19 protein-coding genes are annotated in these 21,692 nt (G+C 39.9%); 12 read left to right on the forward strand and 7 right to left on the reverse strand.

Features of this window, described 5'->3' with window-relative positions:
• Window positions 1–227: 227 nt before the first annotated feature.
• The 3 genes from purD to R2Q84_RS13265 all read right to left on the reverse strand — a co-directional run bounded on the left by purD (window position 228) and on the right by R2Q84_RS13265 (window position 3,902).
• Window positions 228–1,499: a phosphoribosylamine--glycine ligase gene (gene purD / locus R2Q84_RS13255; RefSeq protein ID WP_316817030.1), complete on the reverse strand. Its 1,272-nt coding sequence runs from the start codon at window positions 1,497–1,499 to the stop codon at window positions 228–230.
• Between the two features lie 488 nt (window positions 1,500–1,987).
• The gene (locus R2Q84_RS13260; protein WP_316817031.1) at window positions 1,988–2,932 is read right to left on the reverse strand and encodes a YeiH family protein; all 945 of its coding nucleotides are present in this window, start codon (window positions 2,930–2,932) and stop codon (window positions 1,988–1,990) included.
• A 73-nt stretch (window positions 2,933–3,005) separates the two neighbouring features.
• Window positions 3,006–3,902, reverse strand: a complete 897-nt coding sequence (locus R2Q84_RS13265) for a LysR family transcriptional regulator (RefSeq protein WP_316817032.1) — start codon at window positions 3,900–3,902, stop codon at window positions 3,006–3,008.
• 165 nt (window positions 3,903–4,067) lie between these two features.
• Here R2Q84_RS13265 and R2Q84_RS13270 point away from each other — a divergent pair, with 165 nt between their 5' ends.
• From R2Q84_RS13270 to R2Q84_RS13305, 8 genes are all read left to right on the forward strand, one after another.
• Complete coding sequence (locus R2Q84_RS13270) at window positions 4,068–4,367, forward strand: hypothetical protein (protein ID WP_316817033.1); 300 nt, start codon at window positions 4,068–4,070, stop codon at window positions 4,365–4,367.
• A gap of 158 nt (window positions 4,368–4,525) precedes the next feature.
• Window positions 4,526–7,834, forward strand: a complete 3,309-nt coding sequence (gene secA, locus R2Q84_RS13275) for a preprotein translocase subunit SecA (RefSeq protein WP_316817034.1) — start codon at window positions 4,526–4,528, stop codon at window positions 7,832–7,834.
• A 153-nt stretch (window positions 7,835–7,987) separates the two neighbouring features.
• Window positions 7,988–8,440: an SPOR domain-containing protein gene (locus R2Q84_RS13280; protein ID WP_316817035.1), complete on the forward strand. Its 453-nt coding sequence runs from the start codon at window positions 7,988–7,990 to the stop codon at window positions 8,438–8,440.
• A complete protein-coding gene (locus tag R2Q84_RS13285) occupies window positions 8,433–9,617 on the forward strand; it encodes a M20 family metallopeptidase (RefSeq protein ID WP_316817036.1) in 1,185 nt (394 codons plus the stop codon). Before R2Q84_RS13280 ends, R2Q84_RS13285 begins: the two co-directional genes overlap by 8 nt.
• Before the next feature lie 29 nt (window positions 9,618–9,646).
• Entirely contained in the window at window positions 9,647–10,549 is a 903-nt protein-coding gene (locus R2Q84_RS13290; protein ID WP_316817037.1) for a hypothetical protein, read from the forward strand.
• 56 nt (window positions 10,550–10,605) lie between these two features.
• Window positions 10,606–12,591 (forward strand): DNA primase, encoded by a 1,986-nt coding sequence (gene dnaG / locus R2Q84_RS13295; RefSeq protein ID WP_316817038.1) that lies wholly within the window; start codon window positions 10,606–10,608, stop codon window positions 12,589–12,591.
• Between the two features lie 3 nt (window positions 12,592–12,594).
• Window positions 12,595–12,957, forward strand: a complete 363-nt coding sequence (locus tag R2Q84_RS13300; RefSeq protein WP_316817039.1) for a YraN family protein — start codon at window positions 12,595–12,597, stop codon at window positions 12,955–12,957.
• Window positions 12,938–14,029, forward strand: coding sequence for a glutaminyl-peptide cyclotransferase (locus tag R2Q84_RS13305; RefSeq protein WP_316817040.1), 1,092 nt, complete (start codon window positions 12,938–12,940; stop codon window positions 14,027–14,029). The genes R2Q84_RS13300 and R2Q84_RS13305 overlap by 20 nt, the downstream gene beginning before the upstream one ends.
• Window positions 14,030–14,114: 85 nt before the next feature.
• Here R2Q84_RS13305 and R2Q84_RS13310 read toward each other — a convergent pair whose 3' ends face one another.
• The 3 genes from R2Q84_RS13310 to pgi form a co-directional block, all read right to left on the reverse strand.
• Window positions 14,115–14,651 (reverse strand): CHRD domain-containing protein, encoded by a 537-nt coding sequence (locus R2Q84_RS13310; RefSeq protein WP_316817041.1) that lies wholly within the window; start codon window positions 14,649–14,651, stop codon window positions 14,115–14,117.
• 235 nt (window positions 14,652–14,886) lie between these two features.
• Window positions 14,887–15,420 carry a DUF4251 domain-containing protein gene (locus R2Q84_RS13315; RefSeq protein ID WP_316817042.1) on the reverse strand — a complete coding sequence of 178 codons (534 nt, stop codon included), beginning with the start codon at window positions 15,418–15,420 and terminating at the stop codon, window positions 14,887–14,889.
• A 194-nt stretch (window positions 15,421–15,614) separates the two neighbouring features.
• Window positions 15,615–17,261: a glucose-6-phosphate isomerase gene (gene pgi, locus R2Q84_RS13320; protein WP_316817043.1), complete on the reverse strand. Its 1,647-nt coding sequence runs from the start codon at window positions 17,259–17,261 to the stop codon at window positions 15,615–15,617.
• Between the two features lie 61 nt (window positions 17,262–17,322).
• Here pgi and R2Q84_RS13325 point away from each other — a divergent pair, with 61 nt between their 5' ends.
• The 3 genes from R2Q84_RS13325 to R2Q84_RS13335 all read left to right on the forward strand — a co-directional run bounded on the left by R2Q84_RS13325 (window position 17,323) and on the right by R2Q84_RS13335 (window position 19,906).
• The gene (locus tag R2Q84_RS13325) at window positions 17,323–17,826 is read left to right on the forward strand and encodes a DUF937 domain-containing protein (RefSeq protein ID WP_316817044.1); all 504 of its coding nucleotides are present in this window, start codon (window positions 17,323–17,325) and stop codon (window positions 17,824–17,826) included.
• Between the two features lie 82 nt (window positions 17,827–17,908).
• A protein-coding gene (gene prfB / locus R2Q84_RS13330; protein WP_316817045.1) for a peptide chain release factor 2 occupies window positions 17,909–18,983 on the forward strand; the annotation gives its coding sequence in 2 pieces (ribosomal slippage) (window positions 17,909–17,968 and window positions 17,970–18,983; 1,074 coding nt in all).
• Window positions 18,984–19,012: 29 nt separating this feature from the next.
• Window positions 19,013–19,906, forward strand: a complete 894-nt coding sequence (locus R2Q84_RS13335) for an alpha/beta hydrolase (protein WP_316817046.1) — start codon at window positions 19,013–19,015, stop codon at window positions 19,904–19,906.
• A 1-nt stretch (window position 19,907) separates the two neighbouring features.
• Here the strand turns inward: R2Q84_RS13335 and R2Q84_RS13340 are convergent, their stop codons facing one another.
• Window positions 19,908–20,777 carry a transglutaminase-like domain-containing protein gene (locus R2Q84_RS13340; RefSeq protein ID WP_316817047.1) on the reverse strand — a complete coding sequence of 290 codons (870 nt, stop codon included), beginning with the start codon at window positions 20,775–20,777 and terminating at the stop codon, window positions 19,908–19,910.
• Between the two features lie 17 nt (window positions 20,778–20,794).
• Between R2Q84_RS13340 and R2Q84_RS13345 the strand changes: the two genes are divergently transcribed.
• Entirely contained in the window at window positions 20,795–21,595 is an 801-nt protein-coding gene (locus R2Q84_RS13345) for an O-methyltransferase (protein ID WP_316817048.1), read from the forward strand.
• The last annotated feature ends 97 nt before the right edge of the window (window positions 21,596–21,692 follow it).

A 21,692-nucleotide genomic window follows, 5' to 3' on the forward strand; every position in this document is an offset into this window, starting at 1 on the left:
AAATGTTTTCGGTTCTCCAAGAAAAAAAACTTTTAAATGCTTTAGTTCTGCGACTTTTAGATTCTGGGAAAGTCATTTCAAATTTTCCAGTGTTATCGCAATTTGCAAAAAATAACTTGAGTTTAGAATCTGATCGATCTGCTTAAGTCGCTTCTTGTTCTCGTTAAAACAAAAAAGGAGGCTTCGTATAACGAAACCCCCTTTTTGAGTATTAAAATATCGATAAATTAAACCAGGTCAAACCCGATATCTTCTCTGAAATATTTGCCGTCGAAGTAAATACGGGCAGCATCAGCAGTTGCTGATTGTAAAGCTTCAAACTGGTTGTCCTGCAAGCTTGATACTGCTAATACGCGTCCACCATTGGTTTTTACTACACCACTTTCAAGTGCTGTTCCTGCATGGAATACCAGCGACTGGCGTACATTCTCGATTCCGCTAATGGCTTTACCTTTTTCGTATTCGCCAGGATATCCACCTGCAACAACCATTACAGTAGCAGCGTTTTTAGGACTTATGTTTAATTTGTAGTCTTTCAGCTTTTTCCTGGCTGTTGCAAGGAAAAGTTCTACCAGATCATTTTCTATTCTAAGCATTACACTCTCCGTTTCCGGATCGCCCATGCGGCAATTGTATTCAATGATCATTGGTTTGTCGCCAACTTTGAACAAACCAAAGAAGATAAAACCGGTATAATCGATTTTGTCTTTCTTTAAGCCGTTTATGGTTGGCTTAATGATAGTTTCCTCTACAGTGTCAAGGAACTTTTTGTCGGCAAAAGGAACAGGGGATACAGATCCCATACCTCCGGTGTTTAATCCGGTGTCGGCCTGACCAATCTTTTTATAGTCTTTGGCTTCTGGTAAAATCACATAATTATCACCGTCGGTCAGTACAAACACTGAAAGTTCAATGCCCGTAAGGTATTCTTCAATGACAACAAGAGATCCTGCTGTACCAAATTTTCCACCAAGCATTAACTGTAACTCTTCTTTTGCTTCGTCAACAGTCTGACAAATGACTACCCCTTTACCTGCCGCCAGTCCATCTGCTTTTAATACGATAGGTAAGCTATGGTTTTCAAGGTAAGCCAGTCCCTGTTGTAAAGTTTCGTTGGTAAAGGATTCTGAACCAGGAGTTGGAATGCCATGGCGGGCCATAAACTGTTTAGAGAAATCTTTACTTCCTTCCAGGATTGCACCTTCTTTTTTAGGCCCTATAACCGGTATTTTAGATAATTGATCATCATTGATGAAAAAATCGTGGATGCCATTTACAAGAGGCTCTTCAGGGCCAACTACTACCAGAGAAATATTTTCTTTAAGTACTAGCGCTTTTACAGCCTCGAAGTCGTTGGGGTTAATGTTTACGTTTTTGCCGTAAGCATTTGTACCGCCATTACCCGGTGCGATAAACAGTTGTGAGCATTGCGAAGATTGGCTGATCTTCCAGGCAAAAGCACTTTCTCTGCCGCCGGAACCTAATAATAAGATATTCATCTATGTCTGATTTGTAGTTTTAACTGTACGATAGAACGTTTATCGCTCAGCAAATATACCGCTTTAGCTAAATTATCACAGCTTAAGTTTAAAATGGTATGAGATAGGTTTGCGAATACCCGGATGCTCTGACAGTATAAAAAAAGGCTTTTGATGATACTTGTCGTCGCTGATACGGTATTCAGACCTGTTTTCGAGGTGCTGATACCTGGAAAATAGGTACTTACTACCTATGAAGTACCTGTGAACTACCTGTTAACCTAAAACCAATCCCGAGAAGTTCCCGAACTTTATGCTCTACAGCGCTTAACTTTAAATAATGATCTGTATTTCGAAGTAACTGCTGTTCGGATAATAGAGGGCTTAGTGTAGGTTAGTTAAGGTTTTCTTCGGAAAAAGGGTACTTTTTTCCGAAGAAAGGTGCAGGGAATGTGCACCAAATCTTTATGTAAGGTGTAACCTAACCAAAGATTAGACATGATGATTTTTTATGTACTTGTTAATGCCAGAATTGCACAAAGACTGGCAATGGATATCAAAATCCATAAAGTAGTGCCTTGAATGAGTGGGGTAATACCAACACTTTTAAGCGTTTTAAATGATAGACCGGAGCCAATGAGGAATAAGGTCAGGCTTAAGCCTGCTTTTGCAAACTCAACCAAATATGGTGCAGCTTTAGCCGCAAAAGGGATATAGGTATTGGCTAGAATAGCTAAGATGAACAGAAGGATAAAATAAGGAGCTTGTATTTTAGTTTTATCCGTTTTAAAGAAATAAGACGCTGCAAGAGAAACGGGGATGATCCATAATGCTCTTGCCAGTTTAACGGTAGTGGCTATTTGCAGAGCTTGCTCACCGTATTTACTGGCGGCTCCGACTACTGAGCTGGTATCATGTATGGAAATCGCACACCATAGGCCAAATTGCGATTGTGACAACTGTAACAGATGACCAATGGCAGGGAATACAAGAAGGGCAATAGAGTTTAATATGAATACAGTTCCCAGCGCTACTGAAATTTGCTTTTCATTGGCCTTCATTACTGGAGAGAGTGCAGCAATGGCGCTTCCTCCGCATATAGCCGTACCAGCGGAAATTAGAGAAGAGGTTTTAAAGTCTATTTTTAACGATTTTCCGATAAGGTAGCCTAATGTTAATACACCAAAAATAGAGATAACGGTAAATACTATGCCTTCCTTGCCTGCTTCAATGGTGCTAAAAATATTCATTCCAAAGCCCAGTCCGATCACCGAGATTTTTAATAAAAGGTGTGTAGCTTTTTGACTTGCAGCGGCATACGGGTGTTGGATCAGCTGTGCCAGTATCAGTCCCATTGATAAAGCAATTGCAGGAGAAATAAATGGAAGTAAAGAAAGTAGAGCGGCTGTTATAAAGATGATTTTTGGAGTCAGATTTCTTAATAGAGGTTTCATTCGTATTGCAGATTTAGACTGCAAAAATACCCCGGCGGGCTTGGGTATTGTTATTCCGAATGTTTATGTGGCATTACTTCAGGTTATAATGAAGTTTGGCAAAACGCATCATTTTCTCTGCAATTGGGGCTGGTTTTCCTTTAAGGTGAATGAAATAGAAGTTTCTGGTTATACTGATGTCCTTAATCTCAATAATCCTTAGCTCTCCGCTCAATAGTTCCCTGTTGATCGCATGTACAGAAAGAAATGCTACTGCAGTAGAGTGCAATAGGTATGCTTTAATACTTTCTGTGTTACCGAGCTGGATTTCGACAGGTAAGTCTGACAAGTTTAGCCCCTGGGTTTTTAAAGCGTGGTCAATTACCTGACGGGTCCCGGATCCTTGTTCACGCACAATAAAATTATAGGAAGGAAGTGCGGAAACAGTAATTTCAGTGGTTTTTGCCAGAGGGTGATCTTTATGACAGACCAATACAATTTCATCTTTAATGAAATCCGAATAACTAATCTCCTGGTTTTTTGACTGGCCTTCTACAATCCCCAGTTCAATATCTTTGTCGATTAATGCTTTTTCTATTTGTTCGGTATTACCCGTAATCAGCCTTAATTCTATTTCAGCGAATTTCTTTTTAAAGCCGGCCAGAATTGGCGCAATGATGTATTGTGATATGGTTGTGCTTGCGCCAAGGTATAACAGCCCTTTATCTTTTTGTTGTAATGCACTCATGTCAAAATCAATAGCCCTGTATATGGCAAATATTGATTCTGCATGTTTCAAGAGTAAATCACCGGCGAAGGTCAGTTTGATCGTATTCCCATTACGGTCAAATAATTTGCTGTCGTATTCTTGTTCCAGTTCACGAATATGCTTTGTAACTGCAGGCTGACTAATAAATAGTTCCTCAGCAGCTTTGGTAAAGCTAAGTCTTTTGGCAACGGAATAAAAAACAGCTAAACGGAAATCGGACATGGTTTTTATTGTAAAATAGCTAACAGGTCGGCAATATCTATAATATTTATGCTAATCTATGCAGTTGATTCGACATTTTAACCGGCCGGAATTTCATTATGTAAAAGATTAAAATTAGATTTGGCGACTGAAACATTGCATTTTAACTGAAAATCAGTCACATTTATGAAGCATATTGTTACTTTATCGTTAGTCTTTTTTAGTCTGACCCACCTTGCAAAGGCGGAGCGGATTGAAGGATTGCGTCTGGTGACTAAGTTTTGCAATAGTCAGCAGGTAAACAAAGATGCATCATCGGTAAGACTGAAACAGGTTGATGATGAGCATCATCCTTTCTTCTTGTCTTATAGCGCACTTACTTTAATCGGTCTGTTGCCAGAAAAAAAGATTGAAAAACACCTGATCAACAATTACCTGATCGTTGACCTTACTATAAAGGAACAGACTAAGAACAATAGTCCTTAATTTTCCTTCTTATTCCCCTGAGAACATTCGCTAACTTTTGAAGTACGGCTTATTTTGTACTTTTAGCACCCGGCAACTGACATTGTGGCTCATTTAGTTACATGGCTTGGTTGTTGTAATTTGATCATTTTAAAAGAAAAACAAACACAAAACATACTATGTTAGGATTTTTAACCAAAGTATTTGGAAGCAAATCAGAAAGAGATATAAAGGCACTACAGCCTATTGTCGTAAAAATAAACGAGGAGTACGCAAAATTATCATCATTAAGCAATGATGAACTACGTAACAAAACGGTATACTTTAAAGATGTTATCGCGAAAGCTTTAGCGGATATTGACGGTAAGGTTGCAGGCTTAAAGGCTGATGCTGAAGGTAAAGGTTTATCATTGCCTGAAAAAACAGCTTTATACGAGCAGATTGATGCATTGATCAAAGATCGTGATAAAGAACTGGAGGTTGTTTTACAACAGATATTACCAGAAGCTTTTGCCGTTGTTAAAGAAACCTCAAGACGTTTCTCTGAAAATGAGACACTGGAAGTTACAGCAATGCAGTTTGACCGCGATTATGCTGCACGTAAAAAGAATGTAGTGATACAAGGGGATAAAGCCCTTTGGGCCAACAAATGGGAAGCTGCAGGTGTGGAAGTAAACTGGAACATGGTGCATTATGATGTGCAGTTAATTGGTGGTATGGTGTTGCATAGCGGTAAAATTGCTGAGATGGCAACTGGTGAGGGAAAAACCCTTGTGAGTACGCTGCCTGCATACCTGAATGCATTAGCCGGACAAGGTGTACACATCGTAACCGTGAATGATTACCTTGCTCGTCGTGACTCGGAGTGGAACGGACCTTTATTCGAGTTCCATGGTATTTCAGTTGACTGTATTGATAAGCATGAACCTAACTCACAGGAACGCAGAGATGCTTACCTGGCTGATATCACTTATGGTACGAATAATGAGTTCGGTTTTGATTACCTGCGTGACAACATGTCGCAGACACCAGATCAATTGGTACAACGCAAATTGCATTTTGCCATGGTGGATGAGGTCGATTCAGTATTAATTGATGATGCCCGTACACCCTTGATCATTTCCGGTCCGGTCCCTTTTGGTGATCAGCATGAGTTTCATGAACTGAAACCAAGGATTGAGCGTTTGGTAGCAGCACAAAGAGAATATGTAACAAGAGCTTTAAACGAAGCTAAGAAATTGATTAATGATGGTAAAGCCGGAACCGAAGAAGGTGAAGGTGGTTTAGCTTTGTTACGCGCACACCGTGGTTTACCTAAAAATAAAGCATTGATTAAGTTTTTAAGTGAAGGAAGTGTAAAGCAGACTTTGTTAAAAACTGAAAACCATTATATGGCTGATCAGTCGAAAAACATGCCTAAGGTAGATGCTGAATTGTTCTTCTATATTGATGAGAAAAATAATCAGGTTGAATTGACTGAAAAAGGTATTGAGCTGATTACTAAATCTGGTGAAGATCCTCACTTCTTCGTGTTGCCTGATGTGGGTACTGAGATTGCTGAGATCGAAAAGTCAGCATTGAGCAGTGAAGAGAAAATTGCACAGAAAGATGCATTGATGCGTGATTATTCAATCAAAGCTGAACGTATTCACTCTGTAAACCAGTTGTTGAAAGCCTATACTTTATTTGAGATTGATGTTGAATACATCATCGATGAAGGTAAGATCAAGATTGTTGATGAGCAGACTGGTCGTATCATGGATGGCCGTCGTTATTCAGATGGTTTGCACCAGGCGATTGAAGCTAAAGAGAATGTGAAAGTTGAAGATGCTTCACAGACATATGCAACGGTTACTTTGCAGAACTTCTTTAGAATGTACCACAAACTTTGTGGTATGACAGGTACTGCAACTACGGAAGCAGGTGAGTTCTGGTCTATCTATAAACTGGATGTAGTGGAAATCCCAACCAACAGGGTCATTTCAAGAAAAGATCATCAGGATTATGTGTACCGTACGGTACGTGAAAAATATAACGCCGTAGCGGAAGAGATTGTAAAATTAACACAGGCAGGCCGCCCGGTATTGGTGGGTACTACATCTGTTGAGATCTCTGAATTACTGAGCAGGATGTTGAAATTGCGCGGTATTAAACACAATGTACTGAATGCGAAAATGCACCAGAAAGAGGCTGATATTGTTGCTGAAGCTGGTCAGGCTGGTCAGGTAACAATCGCAACCAACATGGCTGGTCGTGGTACGGATATTAAATTAGGCCCAGGCGTTAAAGAAGCCGGAGGTTTGGCTATTGTAGGTACGGAACGTCATGAGTCCCGTCGTGTAGACAGACAGTTGCGCGGTCGTGCCGGTCGTCAGGGGGATCCAGGTTCATCTCAGTTCTTTGTATCTCTTGAAGATAACTTAATGAGGTTATTTGGTTCTGAAAGGATCTCTAATATCATGGTGAAAATGGGTATCGAAGAGGGAGAAGTGATTCAACACTCTATGATCACCAAGTCTATCGAGCGTGCGCAGAAGAAAGTTGAAGAGAATAACTTTGGTATCCGTAAACGTTTATTAGAGTATGATGATGTAATGAACTCACAACGTTCTGTGATTTACGCTAAACGTAGAAACGCCTTGTTTGGCGATCGTTTGGATGTAGACATGAGCAATATGGTGTTTGATGTTGCTGAAGATATCGTTACTGAATACAAAGAAGAAGGAAACTTTGAAGGCTTTAAGCTGGAAGTGATTAAAAACTTCTCAGCCGATACAAGTATCGATGAAGCTGAATTCAGCTCAAAAGGAATTCATCATTTAACTGATAAGTTGTTTGAAGAGGTGACTGCCTTCTACGCAAGGAAATCAGACGCGATCATTGCTCAGGCAATGCCTGTGCTAAACCAGGTGTTTGAAGAGCGTGGTGAGCAGATTGAGCAGATCGTTGTGCCATTTACGGATGGATTGCGTAGCATACAGGTTCCTGTTAGTCTTAAAAAAGCAATTGATAACGATGGTCGTGAGATTACAAAATCATTCGAAAAAACAATTGTACTTGCCCTGATCGATGAATCATGGAAAGAGCATTTGCGTGAAATGGATGAATTGAAACAGTCTGTGCAGAATGCGGTATACGAACAAAAAGATCCTTTGATCATTTATAAGATGGAAGCCTTTAACTTGTTCAAAAACATGCTTAACGCAGTAAATAAAGAAGTAGTAAGTTTCTTATACAAAGGCGGGATTCCAATCCAAACAGATCCTAATGATGTACGTGAAGCACAGGCACCAAGACCTGCACCGAGCAGATTGACGATGTCTAAACCGGAATTCGGACAGTCTAGCAGCAGCGCCGATGTGATGGAAGATACACGGGAGCTGGCCCCTCAGCAGCCGATTCGCAAAGAAGTGACTGTAGGCAGAAACGAACCATGCCCTTGTGGAAGTGGTAAGAAATTCAAAAACTGCCACGGAGCAGGATTGTAATTTGTAATAAACATATAGAATGCCGAGTTTTGTAAAAGATTCGGCATTCTTTTTTTATATCCTTTCATGAAACCATCATGAGTTTACACGCACAAAACGCAATGAATAAAACTCATGATAGCTTCATAACCGATAAAAAACAAATATATACTAATGAAAAATTTATTTACTGGTTTATTGTGTTGTTTTTCTGCTGTTGCTTTTGCCCAGACAAAAGGTGTGGTGTCGGTGGTAAAGGATCCTATGATAGACAGTTTAATTGCCAAACGGATTGAGTTGAGCCTTAAGCCTGGCTCTGCTCCCGCGGAAGTAAGTACTGGCAAACCCGGAACAACAATTGTTTCACAAATGGGCTATCGCGTGCAAATTTTTTACGGATCGGATAGGCGTGAGGTATTTAATGAACAAAGTAAATTCAACAATAGCTTTCCTGAGTTAAATACTTATATCACTTACAAACAGCCAAACTATTATTTACGGGTAGGCGATTTCAGAACGCGGTTGGAAGCACAGCGACTAATGAATGAGCTAAGACCACTTTTTCCTACATTGTTTATTTTCAGGGAAAAGATTAATGCACCTAATTTAAACTACAGCAATGATTAAAGACAAGATACAGGAACTATCTGGTAATATATTTGAAAAAGTGGTAGGTTATCGCCAGCATTTACATGCAAATCCAGAGCTTTCTTTTAAAGAGTTTCAGACCTCAGCATTTATTAAAGGTATTCTAACTGAATGGGGCATTCCTTTTACTGAAATGGCTGAGACCGGAGTTGTTGGGTTAATTAAAGGTGATCTTCCGTCTGATAAAATCATTGCCTTACGTGCAGATATGGATGCGTTGCCGATATTGGAAGCTAATGATAAACCCTATACTTCTAAAAATCCAGGCATAATGCATGCCTGCGGACACGATGTACACAGCTCTTCTTTATTGGGTACGGCTTATATTTTAAATAGTCTGAAAGCAGAATTTGGTGGTACCATAAAATTGATATTTCAACCTGGTGAAGAGATGTTACCAGGTGGGGCAAGCATCATGATCAAAGAAGGTGTACTGGAAAATCCAAAGCCTCAGCATATCATGGGACAGCATGTAATGCCTTTAATTGAGTCGGGTAAAGTTGGTTTCCGCTCTGGCATTTATATGGCTTCTACGGATGAAATTTATGTAACAGTGCGTGGTAAAGGCGGACATGGTGCCCAGCCTCATCAGAATATTGATCCTGTACTGATTACTTCCCATATTATTGTGGCTTTACAGCAAATTGTAAGCAGAAATGCTGATCCGCGTTTGCCATCTGTACTGTCATTTGGAAAGGTGATTGCCAATGGCGCAACCAATATTATTCCTAATGAGGTAAAACTGGAGGGTACTTTCAGAACGCTGAACGAGGAATGGCGTAAGGAAGCCAAACGTCTGATGAAAAAAATGGCGGAAGGTATTGCCGAGAGTATGGGCGGAAGTTGTGAATTCAATATCATGGACGGTTATCCTTATCTGATTAATGAAGAGAAACTTACAGCCAATGCCCGAGCTTTTGCTGAAGACTACCTGGGTAAGGAGAATGTGATTGATCTGGATATCTGGATGGCAGCAGAAGATTTTGCTTATTATTCGCAAATTACAGATGCCTGCTTTTACAGATTGGGTACTGGAAATAAAGCGAAAGATACCTGTTACTCGGTGCATACCCCTAATTTTGATATAGATGAGGATGCATTGAAGAATTCGACAGGTTTAATGGCTTACATGGCGGTTAAGCAATTGGGTAATTAGTGAAGGGAATATGCATATTGGCAGTGCTGATGGCACTGTTCATAAAGGGCTATACACAGGTTATTCCACGTTTTAACCCGGATACGCTGCAAACCATTCAGCTGGATTCTACGGTGAATATTACGGCCGAACGTTTAAGTGCGGAGACTTTTATTCGGGCGGTAACGACAGATACCAGCTTTTACCAGGCTTTCCGGAATATGAAGAAGTATGCTTTTACAGCAGAAAACAGTATTTATACCTACGATAAAAAGAATAAGGTAAACGGTAAACTGTACCGGAAAATCAAAAGGAACGCCCGGGCTCCCTGGATTACTTATCTTTCAAAACAGGATACTGGTCACGTTTTTAAGAAAAATGGCAAGTATGAACTGTATACCGCTGAGATGTTTGATTATATCTTTATGAATGCTTACCAGTCGGCTTATACATCCGGCTCTGCAATGGGTAAAGCTGCGGATAAAAATGCCGGTTATAAGGATAAATTGAAGACTTTGATCTTTTCTCCCGGACGCCCTGTGAAAGGTCTGCCTTTTATCGGAGATAAAACGGAGATCTTTACAGCCAATATGCGCCAATATTACGACTATACCTTCTATAGTGCTACCTACATGGATTCTATTCCTGTATATCGCTTTAAAGTGGTTGTAAAACCCGACTTAAGTCAATGGACCAAGGATGGCCTGATGATAAAAGAGCTGACCACTATTTTTGATAAGCGTAATTTCGAAATTCTGGGCAGGTATGTGGATATGAAATACAGCAATATGTTGTTTGATTTTAATGTACAGATGAATATTGAAATGCAGTATTTTGGTGAAGAAAAGCTGCCTGCTAAGATCAGTTATCAGGGGAATTGGAATGTGCCGCTAAAGAAGCCTGAACGGGCCAGTGTGCTGGTGCTGCAGCGCGACTACCATTCTGGCAGGTAGCATGCTGCAATAGTTTTTTGTTAACTTTGTCACATCAGTAAATATTAAGAGGAGATATGATTAATCAGGATACCATTAACAAAATTATGGACACCGCCCGTATAGAGGAGGTGGTAGGTGATTTTGTTTCGCTAAAAAAGCGAGGTTCCAGTTTAATAGGTAACTGCCCTTTTCACAATGAAAAAACACCTTCATTTAACGTTTCTGTAACTAAAGGGATTTATAAGTGCTTTGGTTGTGGTAAAGGGGGCGACTCGGTCCATTTTATTATGGACCACGAGAAATACTCTTATCCTGAGGCGTTAAAATACCTGGCCAACAAGTATAATATTGAAGTGGAAGAGACGGTACAGTCGCCACAAAATATTGAAGCCCAAAATGCGAGGGAAAGCTTATATATTGTTTCTGAATATGCTGCCAGCTATTTCTCTAACGAGTTGTGGACCGGAAATGATGGTCGCGCTATTGGTTTAAGCTATTTTAAGGAACGGGGTTTCAGAGAAGATGTTCTAAAGAAATTTCAGGTCGGTTATTCTCCTGATATATGGGATGCACTGATTTTAAGTGCTGCGGGGGCTGGCCATAAAGAGGAATACCTGGAAAAAACAGGCCTTGCTATTAGAAACGATAAAGGTAAGTTGTACGATAGGTTTAGGGGTAGGGTAATGTTCCCTATTCACAACTTTACAGGCCGGGTTATTGGTTTTGGCGGGCGTACACTGAAAACTGATAAGAACGTTCCTAAATACGTGAACTCACCCGAGAGTGATATTTATCATAAGTCCAACGTACTTTATGGCTTATATCATGCTAAAAAGGCGATCAGGGAGTTCGATAACTGTTACCTGGTTGAAGGTTATGCCGATGTACTGGCTGTTCATCAGGCAGGTATTGAAAATGTTGTTGCTTCATCAGGAACTTCATTAACTACGGAACAGATCAGGCTGATTGGAAGGTTTACCCAAAACGTAACCATTCTTTATGATGGTGATGCTGCGGGTATAAAAGCTTCTTTGCGTGGATTGGATATGATCCTGGAAGAGGGGCTGAATGTTAAGGTTGTCTCGTTCCCTGATGGACACGATCCAGATTCCTATATGCATCATGTAGGAGCAGGAGCGTTTAAAAAATACATTGAAGAGAATAGAAGGGATTTTATTCTTTATAAAGCTACGATTCTCCTTAAAGAGGCTGGTACCGACCCGATCAAAAGAGCGGGCATCATCAGGGACATCATTGAAAGTATTGCGAAGATTCCAGATGAGATCAAAGCTGCTGTTTTTATAAGGGAATGTAGCAGCTTATTGCAGGTTGAGGAAAGGACATTGCTTTCTGAGCTCAGCAAAATGAGGGTTGCCAAGTTTAAAAAGGCTGCAGGAAATACACCTAGTCCGCAATCACAATCCTTTCAGCAACATCAGAATAACTATCAGCCTTATGAGGATGGTCCTCCTGATAACCTTTTTGAAAGTTCAGGGCCTTATGAAGCGCCGGAACCTGCTGCACCTGCAAATAGTGACCTGATACAGGAACGTGAAATTGTACGTTTATTACTTGCCTTTGGACACGAACTGGTGAACTGGGATGGGATCGATAACATGTACATCGGATCGTTTATTATACAAAACTTAACGGACGTTGTTTTTACTGATAAGCTTTGCAACAGCATTATAGAAACTTACCGGGACGAGATTGAAAATGGACATCTGCCGGTCGCAAGTCAGTTTATAAAAAGCCAGGACAGGCAGATTGCCGATCTGGCGATTGACCTATCTACTTCACCCCACATATTGAGTGAAAACTGGGAGAATAAGCATAATATTTACGTGAAAGATGAAACCGTAAATCTTAAATCGACCATTCTTGGCGGACTCTTTCATCTTAAGAAGACCAAGATTGCGGGTATACTTAATGATATTGCTAATGAAATTAAAACAGAAGCAGATCCGGTAAATGTGGAAATCCTGCTCCAAAGGTTTATGACTATGAAAGGTGTGGAAAAAGAAATCTCTAAGCATTTAGGCATTACAATCTTAAAGTAAAAGATGGCAACGCATAATGATTTGGGAAAACGGGGTGAAGAAATAGCAGCAGCTTATCTGGAAAATGCCGGATACCGGATTCTCAATGCCAATTGGAGGTGTGCAAGAGCAGAAATTGACCTGATTGCGGAGCAGCAGGGCACAATCGTATTTGTAGAAGTGAAAACGCGTAGTTCTGTTGATTATGGGCATCCGGAAGACTTTGTAAGTTATAAAAAGGAAAAACAGCTGGAGTTTGCCTCCTCAGTTTATATAGATATGAAAAATCATCAGGGAGAGATTCGTTTTGATATTATTGCAATTGTTTTCGAAAATAAAGACCTTTATAAAATTAACCATATTGAAGATGCATTCTGGCCAAGTTAAAAATACCTTTAAAGCAATGCCTGTAATTTGCTTGTTGTTTAGTTTATTATTCGCAGTTTCCTGTAAAGAGAAATCATCAGCTCCAACTTTTTCTTTTAAAATGCCTGAACAGGGGCAAGCTTTTAGCCTGGGTGAAGAGGTAAAGATTGCACTTGATGTGGCGGAAGGGACAAATGTCGCTTCGGCTACCTATCTGCTTGATGGAAAAGAGATTGGTTCAAAAAAAGGTGCAGAAGGCATTACGCTGAATACTAAAGAGCTAACGTTGGGTTATAAATTGATTACCGCTGTTGTTGATAACGGTACCGCTAAGGATACACTGACGATCAATGTTGAACTTAAATCGTCGCTTAAGCCCGGGTTGTATGGCTATCAGATCGTCAATAAATTCGCTCACGATACATCAGCTTATACGCAGGGACTGGAATATCATAATGGTAGGTTCCTGGAAAGTACAGGACAAGAGGGGCATTCAACGCTGCGCTGGGTGGACGTAACATCAGGAAAGATATTACAGCAGATAAAACTGGAGGATCAGTATTTTGGTGAAGGATCTAGTCTGGTTGGCGATAAGGTGGTGATGTTGACCTGGAGATCCCGCTTAGGATTAGTATTTGATGCCAAATCATTTAAACAATTGTCGACGTTCCCTTATCAGGCAAGTATGGAAGGTTGGGGATTATGCTTTGATGGGAATAGGCTGATTAAATCGGACGGAACTAATAAAATCTGGTTTCTGAATAAGGATAACTATGCAGAAGAAGGTTCAATAGTGGTGTATGATAACAACGGCCCTGTTGACGCGTTAAATGAGCTGGAATACATTGATGGGAAAATATATGCTAACGTGTATACACAGGATATTATAGTGGTTATAGATCCTAAAACCGGCATAGTAGAAAAGAAAATTGATTTCTCCGGATTGTTGCCGGCAGGCTATTTTAAGGATGACGAATCGAGATCAAATAATGTGTTAAACGGAATTGCCTGGGATAAGGCAGGAAAGCGTTTATTTGTAACAGGAAAGAAGTGGCCTCATATGTTTGAGGTGAAATTGCAGCCAAAAAAATAAACCTTGAAATAAGACTGGAGACAGATATAAAAAAACGAGGCCGTCTCATAGACTGTCTCGTTTTTTTCTTTCATAGCATGTTATTTTAATATCCTCCGCCTCCATTATTTCCTCCGCCGGTGCTGGAAGCAACGAGAACGATATTGCCCCTGATTTCGCCACTGGTAAAGTTTGAACTATGGATATTGATATACCATTTTCCTGATAAAAGCTGATTTACCTCTGCATCATTTAATGCTCTCGTGGTTCCGGAAAGTGTTCCTGAACTGGCTGGAGTAAAACCTGTGATCTCAATTACTATTGGAGAGCTAACAGTATTTGATCCATTTTCTGCACCATGAAAGTGCATGCCGGTTGTTGTTGCAGCAGCAGAACCCAGTTGCCAGATAATTGTATAGGTAATCATCTTAGACTGCTCACTATAAGTGATGTTTGCTGTACCTGTTCCAGTTGTTGTAACCACTGGAACCTCGTTTGCACCATTTAACTGCACGGTTGCAGTATAAGTTTTGTAAGTAATTTCCGGCCGGTTGTTTTTCTTTTTACAACCTGAAAAAAGAAAAAATAAGATGCTGGCCATCGTCAGAATGGCCGATAAGGATTTGACTGAATACGTTTTCATAGCAAGTAAATTAAATTATATAGTATTTACTCCGATTGACAGTACCTGATTTGCGATAACTTTGATGGATTTTAGAACTGTCCTGTCATCATCGCTTCACTATTTAGTACGTATTTTTCTTATAAAAGGTTGCCTGTCATTAACAATAGAATTGTTAAAATAGGTTTAAAAGAGAAGAGGCCATCTCATACTAGTATGAGATGGCCTCTTATTTGCGTCTTGTTATTCCGAGACTTTATTTCTTTTTCTCTTTTGGCTCGCTCAAATACCCGTTAAAGGATATAGGCTGCTTGTTATTGCTGTTTACATTTAGGCTTGCGTAACCATTCTCTGAAACATTTAAAGTCATAGACTGAACGTCTTTGGCGTCTTTAAACTTCAAGTTGATTACCCAGGAACCTTTTTTCTTTTTATCAGCTTTGTACGTAAAGTCTTTAGATTTGAATTTAATACCAGAATCATCAGGGTTCATGGTTGCTGTGTATGCACGTCCGTAGTATGGTAAATATGCAATTACACTATCTTTAGTAACAATAAGCTCATATTGCGACCCCGAAAGCTGGATAACTCCAGATCCGCCACCACCAGGCAATCTGCTAAGTACTTTATTAACCTCATAGTTTGCCATTGGCATTGCGCTGGTCGCATTGAACACAAAGTTCTGATTGTTAATTACTTTTACAGTTGTTTCCTTGTCTGTCTGTGCATTTACCTGCATTGCAATAAACAATGAGGCAAGGGCTAAAATATTTCTTATCGTTTTCATCATTTTTAATTATTTATAGTTTGTCCATTATTTAGACACTCAACATTGAGCTTCTTTTTTAAAGATGCCTGCACAAGTTATTTTCCATAAATCATGCAGGTGTCTTTTGCTAATCTATTGTATTAGAACAATGTATGGTTAATAAGGTTTAATTAAGTGATGAAAGGTATTGTAACATTTTGTTTACTTAAAGGCGCTTACCTCCAGCTTTTATATTGATTGATTAAGCCGTTGGTAGATCCATCATGTGAGGTTACCGCTGCATCACCATCAAGTTCAGGCAAAATACTTTTGGCAAGTTGTTTACCAAGCTCTACACCCCATTGATCAAAACTGAATATATTCCAGATAATACCCTGTACAAATATTTTATGCTCATAGATAGCGATCAGGTTTCCAAGACTATATGGGGTTACTTTTTTAAGGAGGATAGAGTTGGTTGGCCTATTCCCTTCAAATACTTTAAAAGGGGCAAGCTTTTCTATTTCTTCATCAGATTTGCCTTCTTTTTTGAGTTCAGCAACAACCTGTTCTTTTGTTTTTCCGTTCATCAATGCCTCTGTTTGTGCAAAGAAGTTCGACAAAAGGATAGGGTGATGATTACCAATCGGGTTTAAACTTTGAGCCGGGGCAATAAAATCGCAAGGGATAATACGCGTTCCCTGGTGAATAAGCTGGTAGAAGGCATGTTGTCCGTTTGTGCCTGGTTCGCCCCAGATGATCGGCCCTGTTTCATAGGCTACATCATTTCCGTTGCGGTCTACATGTTTACCATTACTTTCCATATCGCCTTGCTGGAAATAAGCTGCAAAACGGTGCATGTATTGATCATAAGGAAGGATGGCCTGTGTTTCAGCATCAAAAAAATTGATATACCATACGCCTATTAAAGCCAATATTACAGGCACATTGATTTCAAATTCAGCGGTTTCAAAATGCTGATCTGCAGCATGTGCACCCGCTAGCAGTTGTTTAAAGTTGTCATAGCCAACACTAAGTGCTATAGGCAAACCAATGGCACTCCATAAAGAGTAGCGACCACCTACCCAATCCCAAAACTCGAACATGTTGTCTGTATCAATACCAAAAGCAGAAACATCCTTCGCATTGGTTGATAGCGCAGCAAAGTGTTTTGCGATATCTTCTTGTTTTGCCCCATTTTCAAGAAACCAGTCGCGCGCGCTATTGGCATTGGTCATTGTTTCCTGAGTGGTAAAGGTTTTGGATGCAATGAGGAACAAAGTGGTTTCAGGATTAACGTTTTTTAAGGTTTCTGCAATATGAGTTCCATCGATATTCGATACAAAGTGCATATTGAGGTGGTTTTTGTATGCTTTTAGGGCTTCGGTAACCATTACAGGACCAAGATCCGAACCGCCAATACCGATGTTTACAACATCTGTAATTGCTTTACCGGTGTAACCTTTCCAGCTGCCAGATATAATCTGTTTGCTGAATTTCTCCATTTTATCTAAAACCCGGTTTACTTCAGGCATTACATCCTTACCTTCTACAAGGATTTCCTCGTTACTTTGGTTACGTAAAGCAACATGAAGCACCTCCCTGCCTTCAGTTTGATTGATCTTCTCTCCGCTAAACATCGCCTTAATCGCTTCGTCAAGTTTACACTCTCTGGCCAGCTGTATCAGCAATGCGATTGTAGTGTCATCTATTCTGTTTTTTGAATAGTCAACCAGAATGTCTTCAAACAGAAGAGAGAATTTTTCAAATCTGCCTTCATCTTCTGTAAAAAGTTCTTTCAAACTTTTCTTATTGATGTCAATAAAATGATCGGCAAGGTATTTATACGCAGAGGTTTCTGTAAAATTTATTGTAGGAAGCATAGTAAAAAAATGTTATATTTAATCAACGATACAAGATAGTAAAACCTTTAAAAAAACACCTATGTTAGAGAATTTAAATCAATTGGTAAAAGAAAATGTTCAGGACGCTATTGTGAACAATAGTGATGTGCCGAACGAAAAAAATGAGGAAGCGATTTCTGCAGCTTCAGGCTCAATTGTTGATGCGCTGAAACAGCAATTGTCTTCCGGAAATATTGGCAATCTATTAGATGCTTTCAAAGGTGGTAACGCCGAAGGTAGTATTGTTGCACAACAAGCCGCATCAGGCTTTACCGACAAGTTGGCGGCAATGGGGATTAATATGGATGCCGCAAAAAATATAGCTGCTTCGGTTATTCCTTCGATTGTAGGGAAATTTGTAAATAAGACGAACGACCCTAATGATAGTTCGTTTAATATTCAGGATGTTATTGCAAAGGTTTCGGGGCCCGATGGTAAATTTGATCTTTCTGATGTAACCAGAATGTTTACGGAAAAGACCGATGTGAATGGTGATGGTAAGGATGATGGTTTAATGGATAAATTAAAAGGACTTTTTAACTAGGGTAACCATATAATTTCATAAACAGCCTATATCAAAGTAATTTGGTATAGGCTGTTTTATTTTATATCCTATATTTGTGATTATGACAAAAGAACAAATTCAGGATTTAAGGGACAGAGTAGCGTCGCTGAGGAGGTATCTTTGACGTCGATAACCGACTAGAGGATATCCGTATTGAGCAGGAGCTCACAACACAGCCTAATTTTTGGGACGATCCAAAGAAAGCAGAAAAACATATCGCGGAAATCAATGCTAAAAAAGTGTGGACTGATGGCTGGCAAAAGGCTAATAGTTTGCTCGAAGATACGCTTGTGTTTTTTGATTTTCTACAGAGCGGTGACGCTACTGAGGAAGAGATGCAGGAGCAATACGACCTTTGTTTAAAAGCTATTGAAGATCTGGAGCTAAAAAATATGCTCAAGAATAAGGAGGACCAGCTCCCGGCAGTTATGCAGATTACAGCTGGTGCCGGAGGAACAGAAAGTTGTGACTGGGCCTATATGTTAATGCGTATGTATATGATGTGGGGTGATAAGAATGGATACAAAATAACAGAGCAGGATTACCAGGAGGGAGATATTGCCGGAGTAAAAACTGTTACACTTCAGTTCGCCGGTGAATTTGCATACGGCTATCTGAAAGGGGAGAACGGTGTGCATCGCCTGGTTAGAATTTCTCCATTTGATTCCAATGCCCGCAGGCATACTTCTTTTGCTTCCGTATATGTTTATCCTTTGGTAGATGATACCATTGAAATTGAGGTAAAGGATTCAGAAATTGAATTTGAAACTTTTCGTGCAGGAGGTGCAGGTGGACAGAATGTAAATAAAGTGGAGACCGCTGTACGTTTGTATCATAAGCCTTCAGGCATAATTATCAAAAACCAGGAGTCGCGTTCGCAGCTACAAAATAAAGAAAATGCAATTCGTTTATTAAAATCTCAGCTGTATGAAGTGGAGATGCGTAAACGGATGGAGGCTACAGCATTGGTTGAAGGAAATAAAAAGAAAATTGAATGGGGCTCGCAGATCAGAAGTTATGTGCTTGATGACAGACGCGTGAAAGATCACCGGACAAATTTCCAGTCCTCTAATCCTCAGGCTGTATTGGACGGAGAAATAAATGACTTCCTGAAAGCATATCTAATGGAATTTTAATAATGAGAAACCTTGCAATACGATCATTTATGGCTTTACTATTGTTTTGTCCTGCATTAAAAGCCCAGGAAATAGTTAATTTATATCCTGGTGCTATACCAGGTGCTAAAGTAACTCCTGAAACTTATGTCGAAAATGCGGAAACCGGGACTGATGGGATCACCCGTGTAAGCAAGGTTTCTCAGCCTACGCTGACTGTTTTTCTGCCACCAAAAGAGAAAGCCACAGGGGCCGCCGTGATCATTTGTCCGGGTGGCGGCTATGGCATCTTGGCCATTAGTCATGAAGGGTATGATGTGGCTAAAAGGTTTAATGATATTGGGGTGGCAGCATTTGTTTTAAAGTATCGTTTGCCCTCGGCCGAGATTATGAAAGATCCTTCATTTGGGCCATTACAGGATGCGCAACAAGCCATTTATATGGTTCGTCTAAATGCAAAACAATGGAACATCATGCCTTCGAAGATAGGAATTATGGGTTTTTCTGCAGGAGGACATCTAGCGGCTTCACTTACCGTACATTATGATGATGTGAAGATTCAGAATGAGAAACAGCTGAGCTTGCGCCCTGACTTTTCTATCCTTATTTATCCGGTGGTGACCTTTGGGGCAGCTACTCATATGGGATCCAGAAAAAATCTGTTGGGGGAAGCTGCGACTGAAGCGCAATTGAAGTATTTTTCGAATGAAACGGGGGTGAACAGCCAAAGCCCTCCAACATTTATGGTTCATGCTAACGACGATAAGGCTGTGCCTTCAGAGAATAGCATTTTATTTAACCAGGCACTTGTCAAAGCTGGGGTAAAAGCTGAAATGCATCTTTATCAGGCCGGTGGGCATGGCTTCGGATTAAAAAACAAAACTACGACCGCCGACTGGTTTAAATTGCTGGAAAGCTGGATGAAAGACAGTAAGTTCTTATAACCTAAATATTATCTGTACTTAGTATTTCCTGTAATTGCTTTAACTCATCAACCTTTTCTTTTGAACCCAGATTTTCGTAGGCAGAAATCAGGTTACGAATAATTCTTCTGATGATCTCTACATTGCTGCACGGTGCATAAAATCCTGGTAGTGGGTCGAGGTTCAGCTGGCGAAGAAACTGATCAACGTCGTGTTTGCCAAAAATGGCTCCTTTGTTAAAGGCATTGATGTAAAATAAGACCCCAAATTCATGTTCTTCGCGCTTGCTCTCATCAATATAGCCAAGTATAAAGTGTTGAGGGAGGTTGACGCCATATACCGGGATATCAAGCTTTTGAGCAAGGGTAGCGTAGATAATAGCCAGTGATATCTGGTTCCCCTTTTTGCTTTCCATCACCTGACTGATGTAAGAATTTTGCGGATCGTGATGGTTTTTAGTGTTTCCGCTAAAGCCATAAACATTATAAAACACATGGTTAATGAGCTTTATTTTTTCAATTGAGCTCATTTCGTATTGTAGTCCCAGCCAGATTTCTCTTTTAATTTCTTCAATCTGAAGGATGATTTTCTGGTCGTCGAGGTCTGGATATTGGTAACGGTTAATGGCAAGTGCACCCTGTAGCAGGTCAAATGCACCGCTTTGGTACCATAGATTTAAGTCTTCTTTTACACTGCTGAACTGAATTTTATGAACGATATTCTCAATGCGTTCCTGAAGCAAAGTATTGAGCGAGTGTTCCCATTCGTTCTCTAAATAATCTACCACCTGGGGGCCATATTCGAGTAGACGTTTCTCAACGTGTTCATAAATCTCCAGATCCGGATCATCCAGGAGTTTTATCAATGCATTTATTTCTTTACTATTTTCCATTAAACATGCAAATTTGAATGCCTATTTTTGCGGCTATGGTTTTTAATTTTATCGGTGACTTTTTGAAACATCGTTTGACTGCTAAAAGCAGACACGGTACACATTCTCCCTTTGTATATAAACTTACCGATGAGGTAATTTACGATTTTAAGTCCAGACCAGACTACAAAACTATTGAGTCGCAGCGAAAAAAACTTTTCAATGACGATTCAATAATTACGGTTACAGACCTGGGAGCGGGCTCACACCTTAATAAAAACAATACAAAGAAGGTTAAAGAGATTGCTAAAAATGCATTAAAAAGTCCGGCACTTGCGCAATTGATTTATCGTCTGGCTAAATATGTTCAGCCATCCAGCGTGATAGAACTGGGAACTTGTTTAGGAATTACTACGGCTTATTTAAGTAAAGCCTGTCCAGAGGCAGAGGTGATTACCGTTGAGGGCTGTCCTGAGACTGCTAAAGTCGCTTATCGGAATTTTTGCGAGCTGGAACTGGATAATGTAGAATTGCAGGTCGGTAATTTTGATGTGCTGCTTCCTGATATAATTGCTGCAAAAGAGAAGCTGGATTTTGTTTATATTGATGGAAACCACAGAAAAGACGCTACTTTAAATTATTTTAACTGGTGCCTGCCAAAGGTGCATGAAGGAACCTTATTGATATTTGACGATATCTATTGGAGCAAGGGAATGAAAGAAGCCTGGGAGGAAATAAAGAATCATCCGGAGGTAACGGTTACTGTTGATCTGTTCTGGATAGGGCTGGTTTATTTTAGAAAAGGCCAGGTTAAAGAACATTTTAAAATTAAGTTTTAAATTTAACTTGCTGATTTATATTGTTTTATTAGTTTAAAAACTGATAGTTCAGTTTTTAAACTTATTTTTCAGTTGTATAACTGAAAAATAAGTTATA

The organism is Pedobacter nyackensis, assembly GCF_032678475.1.
Lineage (GTDB): Bacteria > Bacteroidota > Bacteroidia > Sphingobacteriales > Sphingobacteriaceae > Pedobacter > Pedobacter nyackensis_A.